The organism is Staphylococcus sp. 11-B-312 (genome assembly GCF_016743055.1).
Taxonomy (GTDB): Bacteria; Bacillota; Bacilli; order Staphylococcales; family Staphylococcaceae; genus Staphylococcus; species Staphylococcus ureilyticus.
This window is the reverse complement of record NZ_CP068241.1, coordinates 107,510-127,418: the sequence shown is the minus strand read 5'-3', so window position 1 is coordinate 127,418 and position 19,909 is coordinate 107,510. Positions and strand designations below refer to the sequence as shown.

The following is a 19,909-nucleotide window of genomic DNA, read 5'->3' as shown; positions in this document are numbered from 1 at the left end:
AGTATTTGTAACACTTTAATCCAAAGACTTTAGTTTTTCTTTCTTCTAAACACAGTAAGTAGTATACCGCCAATTAACGCTAGTACACTCGCAAAAAATCCAGTATTATTCGTTTCTCCTGTTTTTGGCAATTGTTTCTTTTTAATTGTATTAGATGTTGCTGAAACATTTGATGTATTTAGTGTATCTGGTGTGTCTGGCGTATTCGGTGTATCTGGCATACTTGGTGTATTTGGTGTATCCGGTGTATTCGGCATACTTGGCGTATTCGGTGTACTTGGTGCATTTGGTTCATTTGGTGTGCTTGGTGTATCCGGCGTGCTTGGCGTATTCGGCGTGCTTGGTGTGTTCGGCGTACTTGGCGTACTTGGCGTATTCGGTGTACTTGGTGCATTTGGTTCATTTGGTGTGCTTGGTGTATCCGGTGTGCTTGGTGTACCCGGTGTACTTGGTGGTGTTGAGTCTTTCTCGTACGGCACTGGCGTATCCTTTGATGAATCCTTTGGATCTGTTATCGATGGTGGGATGTATCCTTTTTCTGGATGGTCTGGATCTACTGGAACCAATGGATTACCACTCGGATCCTTCGGTGTATAACCTGGAATGTATGGTAATGGTGGATTATCTGACGGTTCTTCTGGCGTCTCATCATACAATACTGGTGGCCTATTTGTACCTGGTTTACTTGGGTCATACGCATCTCCTGGATTTTCTGGAATAAACGGAATATATCTGCCTAATACTTTATAGATGTATGTCACTGACGTTGTTCCTTCTACAACTTTTCCTTTTTCATGATCTCCTTCTTTTACTTTTGAGAATAAATATAATTTTCCATCTTTTCCAATGATTTTCGGTTTGTGATCCGTCGTATCATATAGTGTATCTATGTTTGAATCTGGTGTATCCTCTATAGATTTTTTAATCGGATTTCCTGTTTCATCGACATAATTTACCACGACATTACCTTGTTTCACTTCTGGTGTCGGATCTTTCTCATACGGCACCGGTGTATCCTTCGATGAATCCTTTGGATCTGTTATCGATGGTGGGATGTATCCTTTTTCTGGATGGTCTGGATCTACTGGAACCAATGGATTACCACTCGGATCCTTCGGTGTATAACCTGGAATGTATGGTAATGGTGGATTATCTGACGGTTCTTCTGGCGTCTCATCATACAATACTGGTGGCCTATTTGTACCTGGTTTACTTGGGTCATACGCATCTCCTGGATTTTCTGGAATAAACGGAATATATCTGCCTAATACTTTATAGATGTATGTCACTGACGTTGTTCCTTCTACAACTTTTCCTTTTTCATGATCTCCTTCTTTTACTTTTGAGAATAAATATAATTTTCCATCTTTTCCAATGATTTTCGGTTTGTGATCCGTCGTATCATACGCCGTATCTACGTTTGATTCCGGTGTATCCTCTACAGATTTTTTAATCGGATTTCCTGCTTCATCAACATAATTCACCACGACATTACCTTGTTTCAGTTCTTCGTAAACATAAGTAACCGTCTTCTTCCCTACCGCTATTTTACCTATCGGTGCATCCGATGTAGTTAAATGACCCTGGTCATCAACTTTACCTATCGTATAATTACCTGCTGAAACGAGTTTATAAGTTTTTCCATCTTTTTCAATTGTCACTGGACGATGGTCTACTACAGTATCATAATCTATGCCTGCAAACCCACCTTTCACATCTTCAACAAGGCCTTTTAATTCATTGCCTTCCGTATCAACATAACTAACAACTACATCCCCTTTTTGGCTAATATAATAGTACTCAACAGTATCTGGATACTCAAAGTTATTCGAAATATCAAATGTTCTTCCATTATCATATCGGGAATTAGTCACTTCACCTTTTTTTAGTCTCACAACTGAGCTAGACGTTGCATCGCCCCCATCATAATCTGAAACAGATATTGCTACATTTGAAGGTAATCCATTTTTATGGAAACGGAATTTTTGAAATATCACTTTCCCCTCCAAACCGAGTTGTTGATATTTCCCTTCAGATGCGCCATCTACAATTTTTTCTCTAAATTCATAACCATTAGTATTTTTTTCAAAATCATAATTTATATCTGGCAGATTATTCGATGCTATTCTTCCTCTATCTGCACTACTGCCATTCACTGGATCAAATGTATCCGGTGCTTTAGCATAAGTAAACCATACTTCACTTTCTACAGTGCTTTTATCGTCAAGAATTTTATCTTTACGATACATTGTGCCACGACTCGTTGTCGCTTTACTATATCGAACATTACCAATGATTTTAGAAGATTGTTTGTTAATTTTTCCATTTTGATTAAGTGGCGCTCTTGTACTATCAAATGCGTATCCAGCAATTTCTGGAGGTTCTGTTGTATAAGTACTCTTAGTCCATCCATATTGAGTGAATGGTGGTACAATTTCTCTACCTTGTTCATCATAATAATATGTTGTCTGACCTTTCCAATGTGGTAACACAATTGAATAACTCACAACTTCACCCGTTACCAATTGTGCAGAATTTCCATAGATGGGAAGGAAATTTGATGGTTCATTTACATCGATTTTATTTAACCTGAATGAAAACCCATTCTTTTTTGCAACTATATTTAAAAAAGTCATTTCATCGAGCTGAATATCACTAGGTGTAATGGTCTTGATATCAATCTCTTTTACTAATGTATTTTTATCTTTATTAAATACCGTAACGAAAAATTTTGTGGGTGCCCCTACATGATCAACATCCTCTTTTCTAACAGAAAAGACATATTGTCTGTCTCCACTTTCACCTCTTCTAGCTACTTCGAATGTATATTGTTTCGGATCAGCCGCTTTATGAATTTTATATGTCACCTTATTATTAGTTGGGAGTTCAGAGTTAACACTATAACCATCCGCAGGGGGTTGAGTTAAACTTGCATTCGCTCTTCTAAGCATGCTGTTTGAATCATATGCATCTGGAATGTCACGTTTTTTTATAGATTTAGGTGTTTCACTTGCTGTTACGTTCTCTGATTTTGAAGTATTTATTTTGTTTTCTAGTGTTGCTGATACTTCTTTTGCAGCATCTGCTTGGTTTTCTGTAGCTTCTGATGTTTCTTTTACAGCTGTGTTCTCAAATTTCGATGTATCTGTTTGATTTTCTGGTGTTGCCGCTACTTCTTTCGAGCATACATTTTCTGTTTTAGAAGCGTCTGTTTGATTTTCTGTAGCTTCTGATGTTTCTTTTACAACTGTACTCTCATATTTCGATGCATCTGATTGATTCTCTGATGTCATCGCCACTTCTTTCGAGAGTACGTTTTCAGCTTTTGAAGCGTCTGTTGAGTTTTTTGATATTTCTGGTGCTACTTTTGAATCTATGGTTCCACTATCTACAGTCAAAGAAGGTTTTTCATCCAATTCAGCAGCAGACGCATCATTTGTTGTACCAACAAATAATATAGCGCCTATTAAAACACTAGCCGCACCAAAATGGTATTTTTTGATTGAAAAACGCTGTTTTTGTTCGTGTTGTTTGAAAATCTTCATTTTCTTTTCTCCTTCCTTATATAAAACTTACTTATATCTTAATATCACCTAACTCAATTGTCCACAATGAGTTTGTTTTATTTTTAAAAAATTATAAAACTTATTATTTATTTAAAATAAAATTTATAAAACAGATTTTCATGGCGTGATATACCTAAATGAATTAATTTTAATGACTGCTCTACTTTCGAATAGTAATTAAATGTATAAAATCGCGGATTTAAAATTTCATGAATTCGTCAAAATTAGGAATGACTTTGATGATGGTTATCAATCCATTTATACTGGTAATTGTATATAAAAATCTCCCTTCAAAGTTTACATTTTTAAGTGTCTACTTTGAAGGGAGCATATCCTTACGGATTCGTTCTTTTTAAAATACATATTTATTTTTCGCTTTAAATTCTAATAAGTGCAGTAGTTTACTGAAATGAAAATGTACACTACTTATACATAGGTATCAATTCATCTGAATTTTTTCATTATTATACTAGAGTAGGTGCAAGATATTTTCAATAAATCTAATCACTGCTCATCTCTATTTTGTAAATTTTCTAAGATACTGAGTTTCTACCTCTGCCACAATAAAAATTAAATTATCTACTAATATTTATGCTTCTTCTCCAACAACTGTGAAGCGATCGTTTTTATGCTGTGGATTTTCAATTTCGTCTAAAATGGCAATGGCAAAGTCAGCATAACTAATATAGCTATTACCATTTGAATTCACTAATAAATTATCTTTTCCTGATTGATAACTTCCTGTTCTGACACCTTCTGCATTAAAATCTGCGGATGGGCTAAGGAAGGTCCAAGTTATACCTTGTGTAGCTTCTAAATCTTGTAAATTTCTACCTTGACCTTTTGCAGTAGGTACAAATATTTCTGGGAATTCTGGCGTATCTATTAACTTAGTCGTTTGTGCTTTATCAACATATAAACTACCAGCACCGCCTACAATAATCGCTCTTGTATCTGTTCCTTTTAATGCTTCAATTAATGCGCGCCCAGCAGTTACATGTGCTTCTTCCTCACCAAGTGGTGCACCAAAAGCATTCACAACTACATCTAAATCTTTTAAGTCTTCCGCTGTAATGTCGTATATTTCTTTTTCTAGTACATTTATATTACTATTAGATAATTTTGAAGCATTTCTAACGATGGCTGTGACGTCATGTCCTCTATCTATTGCCTCTTCTAATACCAAATTTCCAACTTTTCCAGTTGCTCCAATAATTCCAATTCTCATAATAAATTCCTCCAATTTTTAATCAATAAAATATGTTTAAAATGACTACTAATAGCGATAAAATGCTAATAATAAAAGGGTAAACTGCTTTCATTGTTACAATGACAATTTCTGACAAAATGCTATTTTTGACAAGTCACTAACAGATCTAATTGTGCTAACGGTTACGGTTTTGGTCTTAACTCAAACGTTTGCCCTTCTATAGATACATCTGCGCCAGTTTCTTAGATTACTTTTTTATGTTGATCTTTACCTATAAAACAAAATAGACACACACAGAATAAATACTTATTTTCAGTGAACAACCAGCCCTCCTTTCAATTTAATAAGGTTTGTGATAATCGTTTAGGTTGCTTTAAAATAATTTATGAAATGCTTTTCAATTACAGTTGTAATTGTAATAGTTACAGTTACAAGTCGGTCATACGGATAGATTTATCCGTTATTTACGAGTATTTTATTGACGATACTGTCTAATGTGACACCTTTTAATACCGCTTCCATTGCATCTTGCGCACTTTCTAAAATAACTTCCAACACACTTTGAATATTGGCACCAACTGTACAATTGATATTCGTATCTTCATGTATTTGGAATAAATGTCCTTTTTCAACCACTTCCACAGCTTTATAGACGTCAAATAATGTAATTTCATCCAAAGGTTTCAAAAGCTTAGCACCTGAATTGCCTCGAGATACATCAATAAAATCAGCTTCTTTAAGTCTTCCCATCAATCTTCGAATAACCACAGGGTTCGTATTCACACTATCTGCGATTTGAGTCGATGTTAAAGTGTATTCTCTTTCAACCTTAATTAAAGCTAATATATGAACAGCTACCGTAAAACGACTGCTTATTTTCATAACAACCACCTCATGTAACCATTATAGTTACACCTATTGTTAATGTCAATGTAATCGTATTATTCAATCTTGGTAAGTGTTAGAAAGGTGGCATCTTTATATATTAAATTATATTTATGAAGAAACTGGATAAACAGTGCTACGTTTATTGAAATAGCCAAAAAACTTAAATATTATATTAGCAATGCTTAACACACATTTTCTAAAAAAATGTAAAAGCAGAAGAGAATCAGGTTTAAATCTGATTGTCTCCTGCTCTTGAGGGGTTGAAATATCAGGCTTCCATACGCTTTGTGTTAACTACACGCGCATGATATATAGCCAACTTCATATTTTCTGAATTTTTATCAATAATCAATGCGTTCTATAACTGACAACAATGATTTTGTAAAATACGACGTTGAATTATTGCCCAATAATTATTTTAGTTAAATAACCATCTTCATCAAAGAATCCCTTATATGAACCGCCATTATTTGTATAAAACGGAATCATTGTCTCATCTTTTAATTCTGAAGCATCATCGTCTTTATCCATGTTAGATTCATGTGCTTTTATAAATTCTGATTTAGTTACAGATTTGGGTTTCGTTTTAAAGCTCATTTGGATAACTTCGTCTTTATCGTTAAAATCTATCGTTGTATCATAAATTGTTTTACTATAAGCATGATCTTTATACGCTTTAGGATCTACTTTATATCCATTGATAGTTGCATTGTCATATTTCATAGCTCTAACGAAATTATAATCTAACGTAAATGTTGGGTCGTATGTCGTATAGCCTTCATACTTATACCATGGTGTTTGTGATTGTAATTTTGAAACGTTTTGACTATTCATACTTTCTCCACCACTTGAACCACCTTCACCACTACCCCATTTTTGAACTTGTTCCGCTGCTTGTACGTCATTCGTTATCGTCGAAAAATACGTTGCTGAGGATCCTACTACAAGTGTTGATACAACGGCCGTCGTTGATAATAATTTACCTACTTTACGCATAATCAATCACTCCTTTAGTATTGAATACCGCTTGGCTTTAGTTATTTAAACCTCATTCAAGTGGAACAATCCTTAAATTAGTAACGATTTCTCAAATTCCCATCAAATGATTGTGATTGACAACCACGCTCATACTTCTATTTACGATGTTTGAACCAAATAATAATGAAAAGTCGCTATATCATGACAATCATTTAACAGTCGTTTGAAGTTATCACTCCTACGATTTGGCATACGTTAAATGCATAGTGTAATTATTCACTTTCATCATACATCATATTTTTTTAAATGCAAGTATATATAGGATTTTGATTGAAGATGCTTAACAATGAATAGCCACTGTTTGGGGGTTTTTATCTTCTCTTAATTTTCACGTAATCATTCATATATTTAAATTTTAAAAGTTATTAACGATTCAATTACCTCTTTACAACCCTCACATAAACATTCAAATAGTTATAAATTGCACAATATTGTTGTCGATATATGTAAATGATATAGTTAAATTGTATTTTAATATTTTTCAAACTGAAAATAACGAAGGAGCGTGATTCGATGTATAAGATAGGCATAGCGGGAGCTGGTGCGATGGGCGGACGAATAGGTATATCCATAAAAGAAGCTGGCTATAATGTTACACTTATAGATAATTGGGAAGCACACGTCAAATGTATTAATACAGATGGTATGAACATTAAAACAGAAACGGATAACTATTCAGTCAACATCCCAGCAGTTTTAACCAAAGATGTTTCAACTGAGTTTGACCTTATCATTATCTTGACTAAGGCTATGCACTCGGAAGCAATGTTACAGCAATTACAAGAAGCTGGTTGCATCCATCAAAATACAGCTATAATGAGTATGATGAATGGTTTAGGTCATGAAGAACGATTATCACAAATCGTCCCTTTATCTCAAATTTATCTAGCAGTAACGATGTGGACTGCAGGTCTACGTGGACCAGGACAACTATTATTAGAGGGTGAAGGATCTATATATTTACAAAGCGCAGATGGTGAGACCGATGACCATACGCATGCTATACTTCAAATTCTTAATGATGCAAATTTGAATGCTCAAATTAGTAATAATGTATTCGAAGCAATATGGTCTAAAGCTACATTAAATAGTGTTTTAAATCCTTTATGTACGATATTAAACAAAACGATTTATGAATTTGGTAATCATCCGGATTCAGCTGAAATGGTTATGCCTATCATTGAAGAAATTGTCGCAGTTGCCAAAGCAAAAGGTATTCATTTAGATAGTCATGCACTATTAAAAAAAGTTGAAGCAGCTTATCCAAAAGAAGCTCAAGGCCTTCATTATCCATCAATGCATCAAGATTATACAAACGGACGTTTAACAGAAATAGATTACCTTAATGGGCAAATAGCTACTTATGGAAAAACATTCAACATACCTACGCCTATTAATGCTATGCTCACCCATCTTGTACATCAATTAGAGTCAAAATTACAATAACTACAAAAGACAAATTTAATTATTATTATGCTATCGACGAAGTGTTTATCAGCACTTCGTCTTTATTTTGTGTTTGATACTGAATCAGGTAAGTATTTAAATAAAAGTAGAGTTGCAGGCCTATTATATTATTAGGTTCTGCAACTCTGACTATTTTCCATTCATGTGGTTGTTAAATATTGTATTTCTCTAAAATTGCAGTGTAAGTAAAAATGAATACTTGCGATATATCACACGGTAAAGCTCAACATAAAAATTTCAATACACACTTAATATACACGGTAGCGTATAGTGACGTCACACAACCCGATGACTTACCGCTCTATATTTTGATAAAATAATCACTTGTCATATCATAACTGAAAACATGTTTAATTATCATCTTTATTAATGCGGACACGATCAATCGGGTCACCAAGTTTTTCATTACCTTGTGGTACATGGTATGTTAATACTTCAATATAATCCTTCGTGATATTCACTTTCGTATAAGCAGGTTGGTTATCCTGTATTGATTTAACTGCATAATCTTTTTTTCCATCTAATTCATAGAATTTGCTACCACTAGCAGAGTTTAATGTTACATAAATTGTACCGTTTGGGTTCGAGTATGTTTGTGGTGCCGCTCCATTTTCATCCCATTTTACTTGAGCATCTTTACCATTCATAACATGTGAACGACTATAAGAATGGTCATGTCCACCTAATACTAAATCAACATTGTACTTTTTCATCAACGGCGCAAATTTATCACGTCTGATTTTTGTTGCTAACTTATCAGAATGTTTGCCTGCTGAATATGGATTTCTGTGAGTGAGTGCGACAATCCACTTGGGATTTTGATCTTTAGTATCTGCAATCGCACGTTTCATCGTTTCTTCGTGCCCTTTATAATCCAAACTCTCAGAGTTTAAACTGACAAAAAGTGTATCATTATGTGTAAAATAAAAATCAGAACTCGCCAGGTTTTTACCACCATTTTGCAAATTAGGAAGATTAAAATGTTCAGAATAAGCTTTATTGGCACGATCATGATTACCTAAAGTAGGTACAACTGTGAAATTTTCCATACCTTTGGCTTCTATAAAACCACTATATGCCTTTTCATCCCAAGGCAAATTGACTTGATCTCCCAAGCTCATTAAAAAATCTGGTTTTTTATTTAACTGTGCCATTTGATTCACAGTATTTTGCCATCCTGCATTATCCGCCTCTAAATCTCCCGAAGCACCTAGTTGTGGATCAGCGACAGCGATAAAATTCGTTTCTCCATTATTATTCGTATCAAAACGACGTATCGGGGATTTTTCTCCATTTACACCGTTAAAAAAGCGATACATGTATGTTGTATTTTCTTCTAAGTGAGGTAGCGTTGCATGAGTATAATTCATTTTTGGTATATCTTTATTTAGCAAGCGTTTTGTGTTGCTACCCTTATGTGTTTCTCCTTCAAGACGTCTTGCATTAGAAAAATCACCCTGCTCGTTTGCTTTTGCAATTTCCACATAACCTTGCTCGTCTGATTCATGGTACCAAGTTAAATTCTTTTCTGTGTTATCTTTACCAATCGTCATGATCGCATAACGTTGGTCATTGGATTGTGTTTGCTGTGTAGTTGCTTTTTTATTATTTGATTCCTGATTAGTGGTACGCTCAGTGTTATTTTGTTGTAGTGGATGATTTTGCTGATTTGTATTTTTTGTTGTAGCTGTTTCATCTGATGTTAACGATTTGTTCGACTTATGATTATTATCTTCTGTTGTTCCTTTATCTAATTGTTCCTCTTTGTACTGTTGCTCTGAAGTAGCATCATCATTTTTATCCACTTCATTATCCCATTGTTGATTATTTCCTGGGTTATACTGATTGGACGTTGATTGATTTGGTAACTTTGGTTGTTCTTTCGCTGCTGTATATGATTCTTTTTGTTGTTGATTATCAGATGGTTGTATTTGTTTATTACTTTCATCTTGTTGCTTATATGTAATTTGTGTATTTTGGTCTACTTCCTCATCGGCATTTTTAGATAAAGTTAAATTATCTTCACTTAAACTTTGATTATTATTTGCTTTTGACTGTGCCTTTGTATCATTTGCTGCATCTTCCTGATCATTACCCTCAATGTTAGCTACTTTATTAGCAAGTGATTCTGTTTCTAACGCTTTATCTGAAGTTTGTGTGATTGTATCATCGTTTTGATTCGTTTCATTGATTGCTTCTGTTTTTTTCTGTTGATCCTCTACTTCCGATGCACTAGCATCTTGTGTCCCTACAAAAATTCCTGCCGCAGACATCGTAAATATGATACTCGAGGTGCTTTTTTTCATAAAATAACGCCACTCCTATCTATTTTTTAAGTTACCAATTCATATTGATTACCACGAACGTAACAAAATAGTATTAAGTTCAAATTAAATAGAAGTAAATGTTAAATTAAAAAAGTGAACCAGAAATCTAATTGAAAAGATTTCATAGTCCACCTCATAAAGCTAACTAGTTATAAAATAAGATAAAATTCCATCTGTATTTATACAGTTATCGTAAAACAGTATTTTATGTACCGTCATATTTATTTATAATTTCTATCCTCCAAAAAATAAATCGACAATATCTGTTGTCCTATTTTTATCCACTTTATAAAATTCTGTATACCCACAATTTTTACATGTTATTGTTGTAAAATTATTATGTTGCAAGTCAAATATTTTAGAAAAACCTGAACCTGTCGCTGAAAGTGTTCCTTCTTCAATTTCTGTATGTCCACACTTAACACAACCTTTATGTGTTTCTGCTGCCATTATTTTCCACCCCTTTATCATAAGCGTTATTATGTACATATCACTGATATGGTCCCTTTAAACTTGATGGGATGTTATAGGCGTTGTGGCCTTTGGAGGTTATGTGATTACGAATATGCATATTAAAATTCAAATACTCTCTGTATGTTAATAATATTTATATGCAAGATAAATTTAAGTATACAAGTTTTGCAAAATCAATTAATATAGTTATATAGTATTTTGATGCTATATATAAAAACAAAGGGGTTAAAAAATGAATTTACTAAATCAATCGAAAAATCCACATGCTTTTCCAAATGTAAGTCAAAATGATAAAACAATGGCTATGTTAATTTGGATATTAAACATATTCACAGGTTTTATCGGTCCATTAATTATATGGCTTATGAAAAAGGACGAATCTGAATACTTGAACAAACAAGGTAAAAATTACTTGAATTTTGCAATAAGTTATACTTGTTATATTATTATATCTTGGATATTGACTATCGTACTAATAGGTTATATTCCGCTATTTGTTTTATCAATTGCAGGATTTGTTTATGCAATTATAGGTATTGTTACAGTAAATAAAGGTGAAGATTTTGTTGTCCCTCTTACAATTGAAATCATTAAGTAATAAAAGTGTTCTAATGAGGGTCATTTATTAAAAATTAGTAATATTTTTTTGAATTTTGAATATGTTAAAAGTGTAGATGATAGTAAAATATTGTCTACGCTTTTTATATAGATTTTTCTAAATAAACTTTCAGATCATTTACAATTTCATTTTCTTCTTAAGTGCAAGAATCCCAATTATTACATTATGCGCTTCAATAACTCCCATCATTCTACCTCGTCTTTTTATTCCTTGATTACTACTTAAGATAGATAAATCATGTTGCACATTGTAACTTTAAAAAATAATTTCAAAATAAACCTGTAAAGATTAAGTATATATTCTTAAGTCATTTATATGATTAAAACTAACATCTTCTAAGAAATATCTATAAAGATCTTCGACAAAAACAAAACGCACAATCCATTTTATATCATTTTAAACCAAAAAATTATATGGTATTATTTTTATATAATAAATGTTTTATGAATGAGGAGGCTCATATGAAAGAATATCTATTGTTATTAGGTGCAGATCAGTTCCTTAGAGAAAGATCTTATGCAGGTGGCAAAGCAATCGGAGATTTTCAAGTTTGGACAGCTATTAAGAATGCAAAATATCAATATAATGCTTATTGGGATTTTTGTATTAATGCTAATCCTTTAAACTATAAAGAAATAAAAAATGAAATAGCTTACTATAAAACGCAAGGTTACAAACCTAAATCTATTATTCCTTTAAATGATTGGACTCTAAAAGTCGCTAACAAACTAAATCAAGACTACGGTTTGCCTTACCTTGAAGAACAGGTCATAAACGCTTGTAGAAATAAAAGTATAATGAAGTCAATATTTGAAAAGTTTAATATCCCTACACCAAAGTCTATGTATTTTAATAGTGGATTACAATTAAAACAGCTAATGAATGAATTTAATTTTCCAGTAATTATAAAGCCGGTTGATTTCGGAGGTAGTGGCGGTGTTTATTTAGCCAATAATAAACAAGCATGTATGGATGCCTATACTAAATCGAAACAAACGATGGATGTCTATGCAGATGATTTCCAAGTTTCTAAAAGTGGATTTCTGATCGAAGCATTTATTGATAGTGATGATGAAGTTTCAGTTGAAGTACTTTGTGGTCATAATTTCTATGAAGTCATTACTGTTACAGAAAAATATTTATCACCTAGACCGTGGTTTACTGAAATGGGTCATTTAGTTCCCAGTTTCAGATATAAAGATAAAAATATTAAAGACCTTGCAATACAAGCTTGTAAAACTTTAGGAATTTCACGTGGAGTTGCTCATGTTGAAATAAAAATTAAAGACAACAACCTCTATGTCATAGAAGCTGCAGCTAGACCTGGTGGCGATGCTATTATGGATTTAGTCGAATCTTCTTATGACATTAACCCCTACAGCCTTCATATATCTATGTATATTAACAATGACGTAAAACCTAAATATACATTTACTCCCAAAAAAACTTCTGCCATAGCATTTATGAAAGCTCAAAAAGGTAAGATCATGCATATTCATTACCCAGATGTATCAAAAGATCCTGAAATCAAAAAAATAAATATACTTAAAAAAGTTGGAGATATCGTAACTGATCCCGAAAATTGGAGCAATCGTGAAGGACTCATTCAATTGAACTGGCCTGAGTTACCAACTTCAAAAACATACAAACATATTCACAAAGCCAATGAATTAACAAATGAAATTTTTGACTGTAGTGATGTTCATAATGATTAAATATTTAACCATTACTGCACTATATCGATTTATCTGTGGAGGTTTAATCCTCATTATAAATTGGGAACTCGCAAATCCTGAATCTACGAGTGATTTAGCGCTGGCTACAATCCTTTCATTTGTGCCAGCAATATTCACTCCATTTCTAATAAGGCTATTCTTTAAAAATTATTCAGGTGCTGGCCTGACAAAATTATCTTTTTTAGTACTTTTTTATATAGTCATTATCATAACAGTATGTTACCGAAACGCTTTGCTATTAATTATTCTAAATTTTGCTTTATGGATTGTATTTTTCCTTTTAGAAACAAGTTTAGAATTTTGGTTTTCACAATTAGTTGAAAAGAAAAGTGAAATATTTATTAATAAATATAGTTCCCTTTCAATGACTATCAATCAAGTTGCTTTAATGGTAGGCCCTTTGTTTGTTTCAGTGATTGTTAATTTTATTACACTTCGTTGGATATTTATATTGTATGCCTTAACCTATCTACTTCTTTATATTGTCATTAGAAAGCAAAATAAGGATAATCAACTACCTTCTAAAGATGATGAAATTTATACTAAAGAATCTGTAAAATTTACACATTACTTTATAAGTATGCTTATGTGGCCAATATTAGGAACTATCAATTTTATGTTACCTACTTTTACAGCTTTTAAGAGTGGAGAAGTGCATGAAGTCGCACTATTGGACTGTGCTTTAGGGCTAGGAATGGCTTTAATTGGAATAATACTCAGCAAATTACGATCTAATAATTGGTTGTCTCTATTTTTTATAATAAGTATGGCTATCACTGTTATGTGGTATTTGACTGAAGGAACGCTTGTAATGAAATTACTATTAATGCTATTGTTCGGTTTCACTTTTGGCAGCGCAAGAATTATTTTCAGAAAAATCGTTGTTACAGCATACGCTAGTCATACTGTAAAACATATTTATTCCCTGGGAAATGCTTTGGGGCTACCAGTTCTTGCATTCTGTATTTATCTTGGTATATTCAATTTAAACTTTGTTTGGTTACCATCATTTATTTTGTTAATTATATTAATGCTTTTATTGAAAATTGAACATCACGAAAGGAACATTACAATTGAAAAATCATTTAATTAAAAGGGAAGATATTTATAACAATGTATATTACTCGCAACAAGAAATTAATATCGAAACATTATATGATCATCTTTATGGAATGATTGAACCCATTCAATATGTAAATATTAATACTCAAGATATATTTCTATTACAATTACAAACAATTGAATATTTAAGTAGCATGGAAAAAAGAAAGCATAATAAAGCATTAGAGAATTTAAAAATTCTAAACACCAATTCAATAGACAATATTGATACCGTACTTTTAAATAATGCTTTAGAAAAACAAGCAACTTGTAAATACACTGATGCTCACCAAAAATATAGAGAGCTACTTAACAATAACCCAAAAAACCGACTTGCTTTCTTTGCCCTTCATATGATGGAATTTAATCTTGGATGGCAAAAAAGTATGCTTGAATCATCACAAATTGTAGTCAATGCTTTTAAAAATACAAGTCATTCTTTTTATGGATATAGCAAAGGGATTGAATCATTTTCTTTAATTGAAAATGGAATGTTTGAAGAAGCAAAAAATGCAGCCGATATTGCACTTAGTATAAATCCTAAAGATGTATATTCAATACATGCTATGTGTCATTATTTTTATGAAACAGGTAAATATCAAGAAGGCATATTGTGGATGAAAAAAATGAAGCCATATTGGGAATGTAATAAAGGTATGAGAATTCATGTTTGGTGGCATTTAGCAGTATTTCATTTATTCAACTTGGATTTCAAAGAAGTTAAACAGATTATGACGAATGAAATCATACGCAAAAACATTGAGAATGGGTTTGAAGATTTAGACGTCACTGCCCTACTTTGGAGATTACATTTATTGGATGAAAATAATACCATTCCATATAAGTCATTAAACAATTGGGACGATTACTTAAATAATAGCCACTTTATTTTCAATGATTTACATGCTTTAATAGCCTATATTTTAAAAGACGAAAAAGAAAAAATTGAATCGCTTATTCAACAGGTAAGAGAAAGACAATATAATACAATTAATTACGAACAATATAACTTATTAAGTGGCTTTTACGATTTTGCTAGACAAAATTATTCTGAAGCTTCTAAAAAATTGTTTCCTTTAGTAAATAATACAAATTTTGGAGGTAGCAACGCTCAAAAAGATATTATTCCAATAACACTCTATTTTTCATTATTAAAATCTAACAATTTAAATGAAGCTCGGAAATTATTAAACACCTGCAGAGCATTTAAACATCCTTCTAAATTAAAAGAAAAGCTATTGTTTGAGTTAGAAGGTGATGATGATTAACACTCTACAATTTATAGAAAATAATGATTTGCGCACTTTCAAAATAACTAGTGATAAAGAGAATAATCTAACTGTTGAAAGTGGTCGTTTAGCCATAATAGAATGTTCTAATAAAAGTAAAGTAGCAAAACCATTTCTTATTGGTGTCGGAGAAAAGTTTGAAATACACAAAAATAAAAAGTACTTTATAAATTTATTAGTGTCTAACACACGTATTTCACTTTCAAACCACTATAATCTAGCCATAGAAAATGGTGAAGATACTCAAAAACTATTTGCTGATATCGATGACTACTATTTTGGTTACGAAGAAAGATATAAAAAAATTTATAGCATTGGTGCTGATTTATGGGAAACAGGAAAACCAAATGAATCATTATTAATGGTTTTTCGAAAATATCCAAATTTATTTAAAGGGAAAGTTATAGATTTAGGGTGTGGAGAAGGAAGAGATACCATATTTTTACACAAACAAAATATTGATATACATGGTATCGACATTTCTCACAGTGCAATTAAAAAAGCAAAAGAAAAACTTGGAAACTTTAATGACGAACAATCTATATTTAGCACTGGAAATGTACTTTATTTAAATAAATATGAAGATGAAACTTTCGACTTAGCTATGAATATGGGCTGCTTACACATGATTAATAAAAATTCAGACAGATTATGTCATCTACAAAATGTTGCAAGAGTCTTAAAAAATGGTGGTTACTTCTTAGTTGATCATTGTAAATCAGAATGGGGCAAAGGATTTCATACAATAGAAGATTACGATCAAGTTAAAGAACAATTAAAGAACTTTCAAAAAGAAAATTATATAGATAGAATGGTACGCGTAAATGGAGAAAAAATAAAAATACCATTAAAAGTTATTCCTTATTTAGAAAAGTCAAAGATAGATCTAATAAAAGAGATCACATACTTTGGATTCGAAGTAGTAGAAACTTTTGACACAGACACAGAATCCTTTGGCAACTCTACATTAGCCCTGTTTAGAAAAACATTATAGTAGTGCTTAGCATTAGAAAAAGACTGTATAAAAATATGATTTTTGATATTTATCATACTTTGTTTATAACACAAGTATAGAAACTAAAATATGTATGAAAACCCTCTTATGTCACTTTACTCGATATATGAGAATGACTTTACCTAATAAATGAGAAAAGCAACGCACTATATTAAAATGCGTTGCTTTTTCTATTATCGAATACCTATAACTAAACTATCTCTAGCTGTTTCTACAACTTCTGTACTTATTTTATCTAAACCATTTATATCCATAATTCTGTCTATCTGCGCAAATAAACGATGAATCAGCCTAAAATTCCCTTTTGTAATTTTAATAATCGTCGTTATTGCCTCATAATCAGTAAAGTCTTCGAGTTTTAAATCAAATCCTAAATCTTGCCACTTATATTCTAATATATGATGCGTCTCATCTTTACTTAGATTATCAAATTCATGTGCAAAACCTATACGCGAATATAGTTGAGGATAACGAGATAGTTTTTTCTCTATACCCGGCATACCAATAAATATCATTGCTAAATTATGTTCATCATAAATAGCTCTTAATTGCTCTAAATGTTGCACTTTAAGGCGATCAATCTCATCTACTATAATTAAATCAATATATTTAAACATATCACTATAATGTTTACTATGTTCATGTCCATACTTATTTACAACATGTAATTTTTGACCCAAATCAATGCTTGCAGTAATACTATATAAATCATTCCTTAATTTAGTTTGTTTTTCTGCTGGTGCAGTATAAAATATTTTATCCACCGATAGTATGTCATCGGTCGTTTTACTAGCTAAATCTTCCCAACCTCTATGGTTAACTTGTTTTTCAATAGTATCCCAATTTGTGTAATACCTAGACGATAAAGTTTTTCCGACACCAGGTTGACCATAGCAGATCCCAATATATTGATATTTAATACAAGCATCACAAAATTCAGCAAAGCGTTTATACTCTTTCGTTTCAATGAAATTTTGATTTTTAGTCATTACGATACCTCTTTAATTTTTTGACGTTTTTAGTCGTTTCTTGAGGTGAATAACCACAATTTTTTTCTTCCTTAATTAATTCCGTGGTACTTGGACTAGCAATATTTTGTTTTAAGTGTTTTCTTCTCTGACTACGAGCGTGCTGTATGTCTTTTATATCTATGGAGTAATCAGCTATTTCTGGACATATAGCAGTACAAAGAAATTCATCTCTATAAAACACACGTATTTCAGCCATATCATTTGGGTTATAACGAATCAGTACATATTCACCTACATAAGCTGCTAGATTAGTATTACTGTATCGAAAACCTTGAAAATGAATGCCATCTGAATGAACTTTTCTAGATTTAGGTATTTCCAACAATAATAAATCAAGTTGTTCTAAGCTACTTGGCATATTAGGGAAAAAGTGATTACTATTCCAACGACTGATAGGCGTGGTATGAATAGTACTATGTTCTTTTTGATTATAATCTTCAATTAAAAAGTAACGTAATTTTTCTTCAAAATTGTGAAAATTTATTAGATTACTAGGAGTATCATTATTGTTTATATATCCAGGCAGTTGTTCTAAGAAAGTTTGATTAACTGTCTGAAAGAATCGTTCTATTTTTCCACGACCACGAGGGACACCAACTTTTGAAAACATCAAGTTAATTTTCAAATCAATAGCGACCTGTTCCATGTGATGCGAGGTAAAGTCACTCCCGTGATCTGTGTAGAATTTTTCGGGTATACCACATACTGGCCAATTGGTATTATTCTTATTCCATATTGCTTGGTGTAGTGTTAATGCTGTGTTTTGAGCATTGGGGGCATCAAAACTTAAGAAATAGCCTGCAATTGCACGACTATAGTCATCCATAATAATAGTTAGCCATGGTCTATTGATATTACCTTTTTGGTCTAATATAAAGATATCTAGCAAAGTATGGTCGGCTTGCCATATTTCATTGGGTCTTGAGGATTCTCTAATTTGTATTAAATCGTACTTATTTTGATAGTATTTTTCACCCTGATGAGAGAAATCAATAACAGACTTAGGCATCGCTTTAATAACACTATAAATTTGTTTATAACTTGGTATATCAAAATTATTTTCTTTACAGTAATTAGTGATTTTCCTATGAATTGTGGCTATACTATTTCTTTTATTCATAAGCGCAAGGCGTTCAATTTCATCAATTATCTTTGGTTCTATTTTACGTGTTCCTTTATCAGCTCTTGTCGCATAGATTAGTCCTTTAAGTCCTTGTTCTTTATATGACTTATTCCATCTATAAAGGGTGCTTAACGCAATCCCTTTACTTTTAGAAATACTTGATAAAGATTGTTCGCCTAGGATAAAAGGTTTTATAATATTGTACTTTTGAGTAGCTTTTTTACGTTTGGCTTCAGAAAAATTAGTTAGATACTTCTCCTTGTTTTTCATCTTCCTTGTCCTCCAATTTATTGAGGTAACGATAAATTGTTGTACGTGAAACATGCCACTGTTCTGCAATTGTCTTAATTGGCGTGCCATTATCATAAAGTGTCTTAAGTAAGTTTAAATCTTTTTGATTTAATTTTTCTGGTCTGCCTCCATATCGGCCTCTAGCACGTGCTGCAATTCGGCCAGCTGAAGAACGCTCTAAAATTAAATTACGTTCAAATTCTGCAAATGCTGCGAATAAATGAAATAATAATTGTCCAGTTGAACTTGATTTATCCATTGTTATATTTTCTTCTAAACTATGGAAACTTACACCTCGTTCGTTAAGTTCATTAACTAATGTGATTAAATCCTCCATGTTACGTCCTAGTCTATCTAGTCTCCAAACAACAATGGTATCTCCTGACCTCGCAAATTCAATTGCTTTATCTAAACCAGGTCTTTTACTTTTTGAACCACTCATATGGTCATTAAATATCTTTTCACAACCATGTGTATTTAATCGATCTTCCTGTAAATTTAAATTTTGTAATCCAGTTGAAACTCTTGCATAACCTATTTTCAAAATACAAACCTCCTATATACACCTTCAGTGTACCATAACTTAATCACAAGATCTTTTTTGAACATAGATTTTTTGTTGGGTTTTTGAACACATAATTCTATGTAATACATACTTATTTAGACATAAAAAACGAGTGTACAGAAAATGGTTATTTTCTGTACACTCTCATCTTTAATAATATATTTTAAAT

The 19,909-nt window shown here is 32.0% G+C and carries 15 protein-coding genes; 6 read left to right on the top strand and 9 right to left on the bottom strand.

All coding sequences use genetic code 11. The features are described 5' to 3' along the window. Positions 1 to 29: 29 nt before the first annotated feature. The 4 genes from JG554_RS00610 to isaB form a co-directional block, all read right to left on the bottom strand. On the bottom strand, positions 30 to 3,545 hold the full coding sequence (locus JG554_RS00610) for a MucBP domain-containing protein (RefSeq protein WP_203265333.1): 3,516 nt from the start codon (positions 3,543 to 3,545) through the stop codon (positions 30 to 32). 610 nt (positions 3,546 to 4,155) lie between these two features. Beyond that, a complete protein-coding gene (locus JG554_RS00605) occupies positions 4,156 to 4,794 on the bottom strand; it encodes an NAD(P)-dependent oxidoreductase (protein WP_070038722.1) in 639 nt (212 codons plus the stop codon). A 435-nt stretch (positions 4,795 to 5,229) separates the two neighbouring features. Then, positions 5,230 to 5,658 carry an Rrf2 family transcriptional regulator gene (locus JG554_RS00600; protein WP_203265332.1) on the bottom strand — a complete coding sequence of 143 codons (429 nt, stop codon included), beginning with the start codon at positions 5,656 to 5,658 and terminating at the stop codon, positions 5,230 to 5,232. A 405-nt stretch (positions 5,659 to 6,063) separates the two neighbouring features. Then, entirely contained in the window at positions 6,064 to 6,660 is a 597-nt protein-coding gene (gene isaB, locus JG554_RS00595) for an immunodominant staphylococcal antigen IsaB family protein (protein ID WP_070038710.1), read from the bottom strand. A gap of 555 nt (positions 6,661 to 7,215) precedes the next feature. Here isaB and JG554_RS00590 point away from each other — a divergent pair. Beyond that, complete coding sequence (locus tag JG554_RS00590) at positions 7,216 to 8,148, top strand: ketopantoate reductase family protein (RefSeq protein WP_070038707.1); 933 nt, start codon at positions 7,216 to 7,218, stop codon at positions 8,146 to 8,148. Positions 8,149 to 8,519: 371 nt separating this feature from the next. Here the strand turns inward: JG554_RS00590 and JG554_RS00585 are convergent, their stop codons facing one another. Together JG554_RS00585 and JG554_RS00580 are read right to left on the bottom strand one after the other, a co-directional pair. Continuing rightward, on the bottom strand, positions 8,520 to 10,475 hold the full coding sequence (locus JG554_RS00585) for a metallophosphoesterase (RefSeq protein WP_070038705.1): 1,956 nt from the start codon (positions 10,473 to 10,475) through the stop codon (positions 8,520 to 8,522). A 255-nt stretch (positions 10,476 to 10,730) separates the two neighbouring features. Next, complete coding sequence (locus JG554_RS00580) at positions 10,731 to 10,946, bottom strand: zinc ribbon domain-containing protein (protein WP_046207202.1); 216 nt, start codon at positions 10,944 to 10,946, stop codon at positions 10,731 to 10,733. A 256-nt stretch (positions 10,947 to 11,202) separates the two neighbouring features. Between JG554_RS00580 and JG554_RS00575 the strand changes: the two genes are divergently transcribed. The 5 genes from JG554_RS00575 (at position 11,203) to JG554_RS00555 (ending at position 16,709) form a co-directional block, all read left to right on the top strand. Then, positions 11,203 to 11,568 (top strand): DUF4870 domain-containing protein, encoded by a 366-nt coding sequence (locus JG554_RS00575; RefSeq protein WP_070038702.1) that lies wholly within the window; start codon positions 11,203 to 11,205, stop codon positions 11,566 to 11,568. Positions 11,569 to 12,050: 482 nt separating this feature from the next. Beyond that, complete coding sequence (locus JG554_RS00570; protein WP_070038699.1) at positions 12,051 to 13,304, top strand: ATP-grasp domain-containing protein; 1,254 nt, start codon at positions 12,051 to 12,053, stop codon at positions 13,302 to 13,304. After that, positions 13,267 to 14,418 (top strand): hypothetical protein, encoded by a 1,152-nt coding sequence (locus JG554_RS00565; protein ID WP_238394778.1) that lies wholly within the window; start codon positions 13,267 to 13,269, stop codon positions 14,416 to 14,418. Before JG554_RS00570 ends, JG554_RS00565 begins: the two co-directional genes overlap by 38 nt. Then, complete coding sequence (locus JG554_RS00560; protein ID WP_070038693.1) at positions 14,399 to 15,694, top strand: tetratricopeptide repeat protein; 1,296 nt, start codon at positions 14,399 to 14,401, stop codon at positions 15,692 to 15,694. Before JG554_RS00565 ends, JG554_RS00560 begins: the two co-directional genes overlap by 20 nt. Continuing rightward, positions 15,687 to 16,709, top strand: coding sequence for a class I SAM-dependent methyltransferase (locus tag JG554_RS00555; RefSeq protein ID WP_186821099.1), 1,023 nt, complete (start codon positions 15,687 to 15,689; stop codon positions 16,707 to 16,709). Before JG554_RS00560 ends, JG554_RS00555 begins: the two co-directional genes overlap by 8 nt. A 194-nt stretch (positions 16,710 to 16,903) precedes the next feature. Here JG554_RS00555 and JG554_RS00550 read toward each other — a convergent pair whose 3' ends face one another. From JG554_RS00550 to JG554_RS00540, 3 genes are read right to left on the bottom strand one after another with little or no spacing between them, the layout of a single operon-like run. After that, the gene (locus tag JG554_RS00550; protein WP_000164962.1) at positions 16,904 to 17,719 is read right to left on the bottom strand and encodes an AAA family ATPase; all 816 of its coding nucleotides are present in this window, start codon (positions 17,717 to 17,719) and stop codon (positions 16,904 to 16,906) included. Continuing rightward, a complete protein-coding gene (locus tag JG554_RS00545; RefSeq protein WP_107508856.1) occupies positions 17,712 to 19,154 on the bottom strand; it encodes a Mu transposase C-terminal domain-containing protein in 1,443 nt (480 codons plus the stop codon). The genes JG554_RS00550 and JG554_RS00545 overlap by 8 nt, the downstream gene beginning before the upstream one ends. Beyond that, positions 19,126 to 19,719: a recombinase family protein gene (locus JG554_RS00540; RefSeq protein ID WP_044466683.1), complete on the bottom strand. Its 594-nt coding sequence runs from the start codon at positions 19,717 to 19,719 to the stop codon at positions 19,126 to 19,128. The genes JG554_RS00545 and JG554_RS00540 overlap by 29 nt, the downstream gene beginning before the upstream one ends. Positions 19,720 to 19,909 lie beyond the last annotated feature (190 nt).

What these genes read in the sequence shown, in the direction of transcription:
- JG554_RS00605 (WP_070038722.1), bottom strand. Translation starts at nt 4,794, where the DNA reads ATGAGAATTGGAATTATTGGAGCAACTGGAAAAGTTGGAAATTTGGTA.
- JG554_RS00585 (WP_070038705.1), bottom strand. Translation starts at nt 10,475, where the DNA reads ATGAAAAAAAGCACCTCGAGTATCATATTTACGATGTCTGCGGCAGGA.
- JG554_RS00580 (WP_046207202.1), bottom strand. Translation starts at nt 10,946, where the DNA reads ATGGCAGCAGAAACACATAAAGGTTGTGTTAAGTGTGGACATACAGAA.
- JG554_RS00590 (WP_070038707.1), top strand. Translation starts at nt 7,216, where the DNA reads ATGTATAAGATAGGCATAGCGGGAGCTGGTGCGATGGGCGGACGAATA.
- JG554_RS00545 (WP_107508856.1), bottom strand. Translation starts at nt 19,154, where the DNA reads ATGAAAAACAAGGAGAAGTATCTAACTAATTTTTCTGAAGCCAAACGT.
- JG554_RS00575 (WP_070038702.1), top strand. Translation starts at nt 11,203, where the DNA reads ATGAATTTACTAAATCAATCGAAAAATCCACATGCTTTTCCAAATGTA.
- JG554_RS00570 (WP_070038699.1), top strand. Translation starts at nt 12,051, where the DNA reads ATGAAAGAATATCTATTGTTATTAGGTGCAGATCAGTTCCTTAGAGAA.
- JG554_RS00565 (WP_238394778.1), top strand. Translation starts at nt 13,267, where the DNA reads ATGAAATTTTTGACTGTAGTGATGTTCATAATGATTAAATATTTAACC.
- isaB (WP_070038710.1), bottom strand. Translation starts at nt 6,660, where the DNA reads ATGCGTAAAGTAGGTAAATTATTATCAACGACGGCCGTTGTATCAACA.
- JG554_RS00600 (WP_203265332.1), bottom strand. Translation starts at nt 5,658, where the DNA reads ATGAAAATAAGCAGTCGTTTTACGGTAGCTGTTCATATATTAGCTTTA.
- JG554_RS00550 (WP_000164962.1), bottom strand. Translation starts at nt 17,719, where the DNA reads ATGACTAAAAATCAAAATTTCATTGAAACGAAAGAGTATAAACGCTTT.
- JG554_RS00610 (WP_203265333.1), bottom strand. Translation starts at nt 3,545, where the DNA reads ATGAAGATTTTCAAACAACACGAACAAAAACAGCGTTTTTCAATCAAA.
- JG554_RS00555 (WP_186821099.1), top strand. Translation starts at nt 15,687, where the DNA reads ATGATTAACACTCTACAATTTATAGAAAATAATGATTTGCGCACTTTC.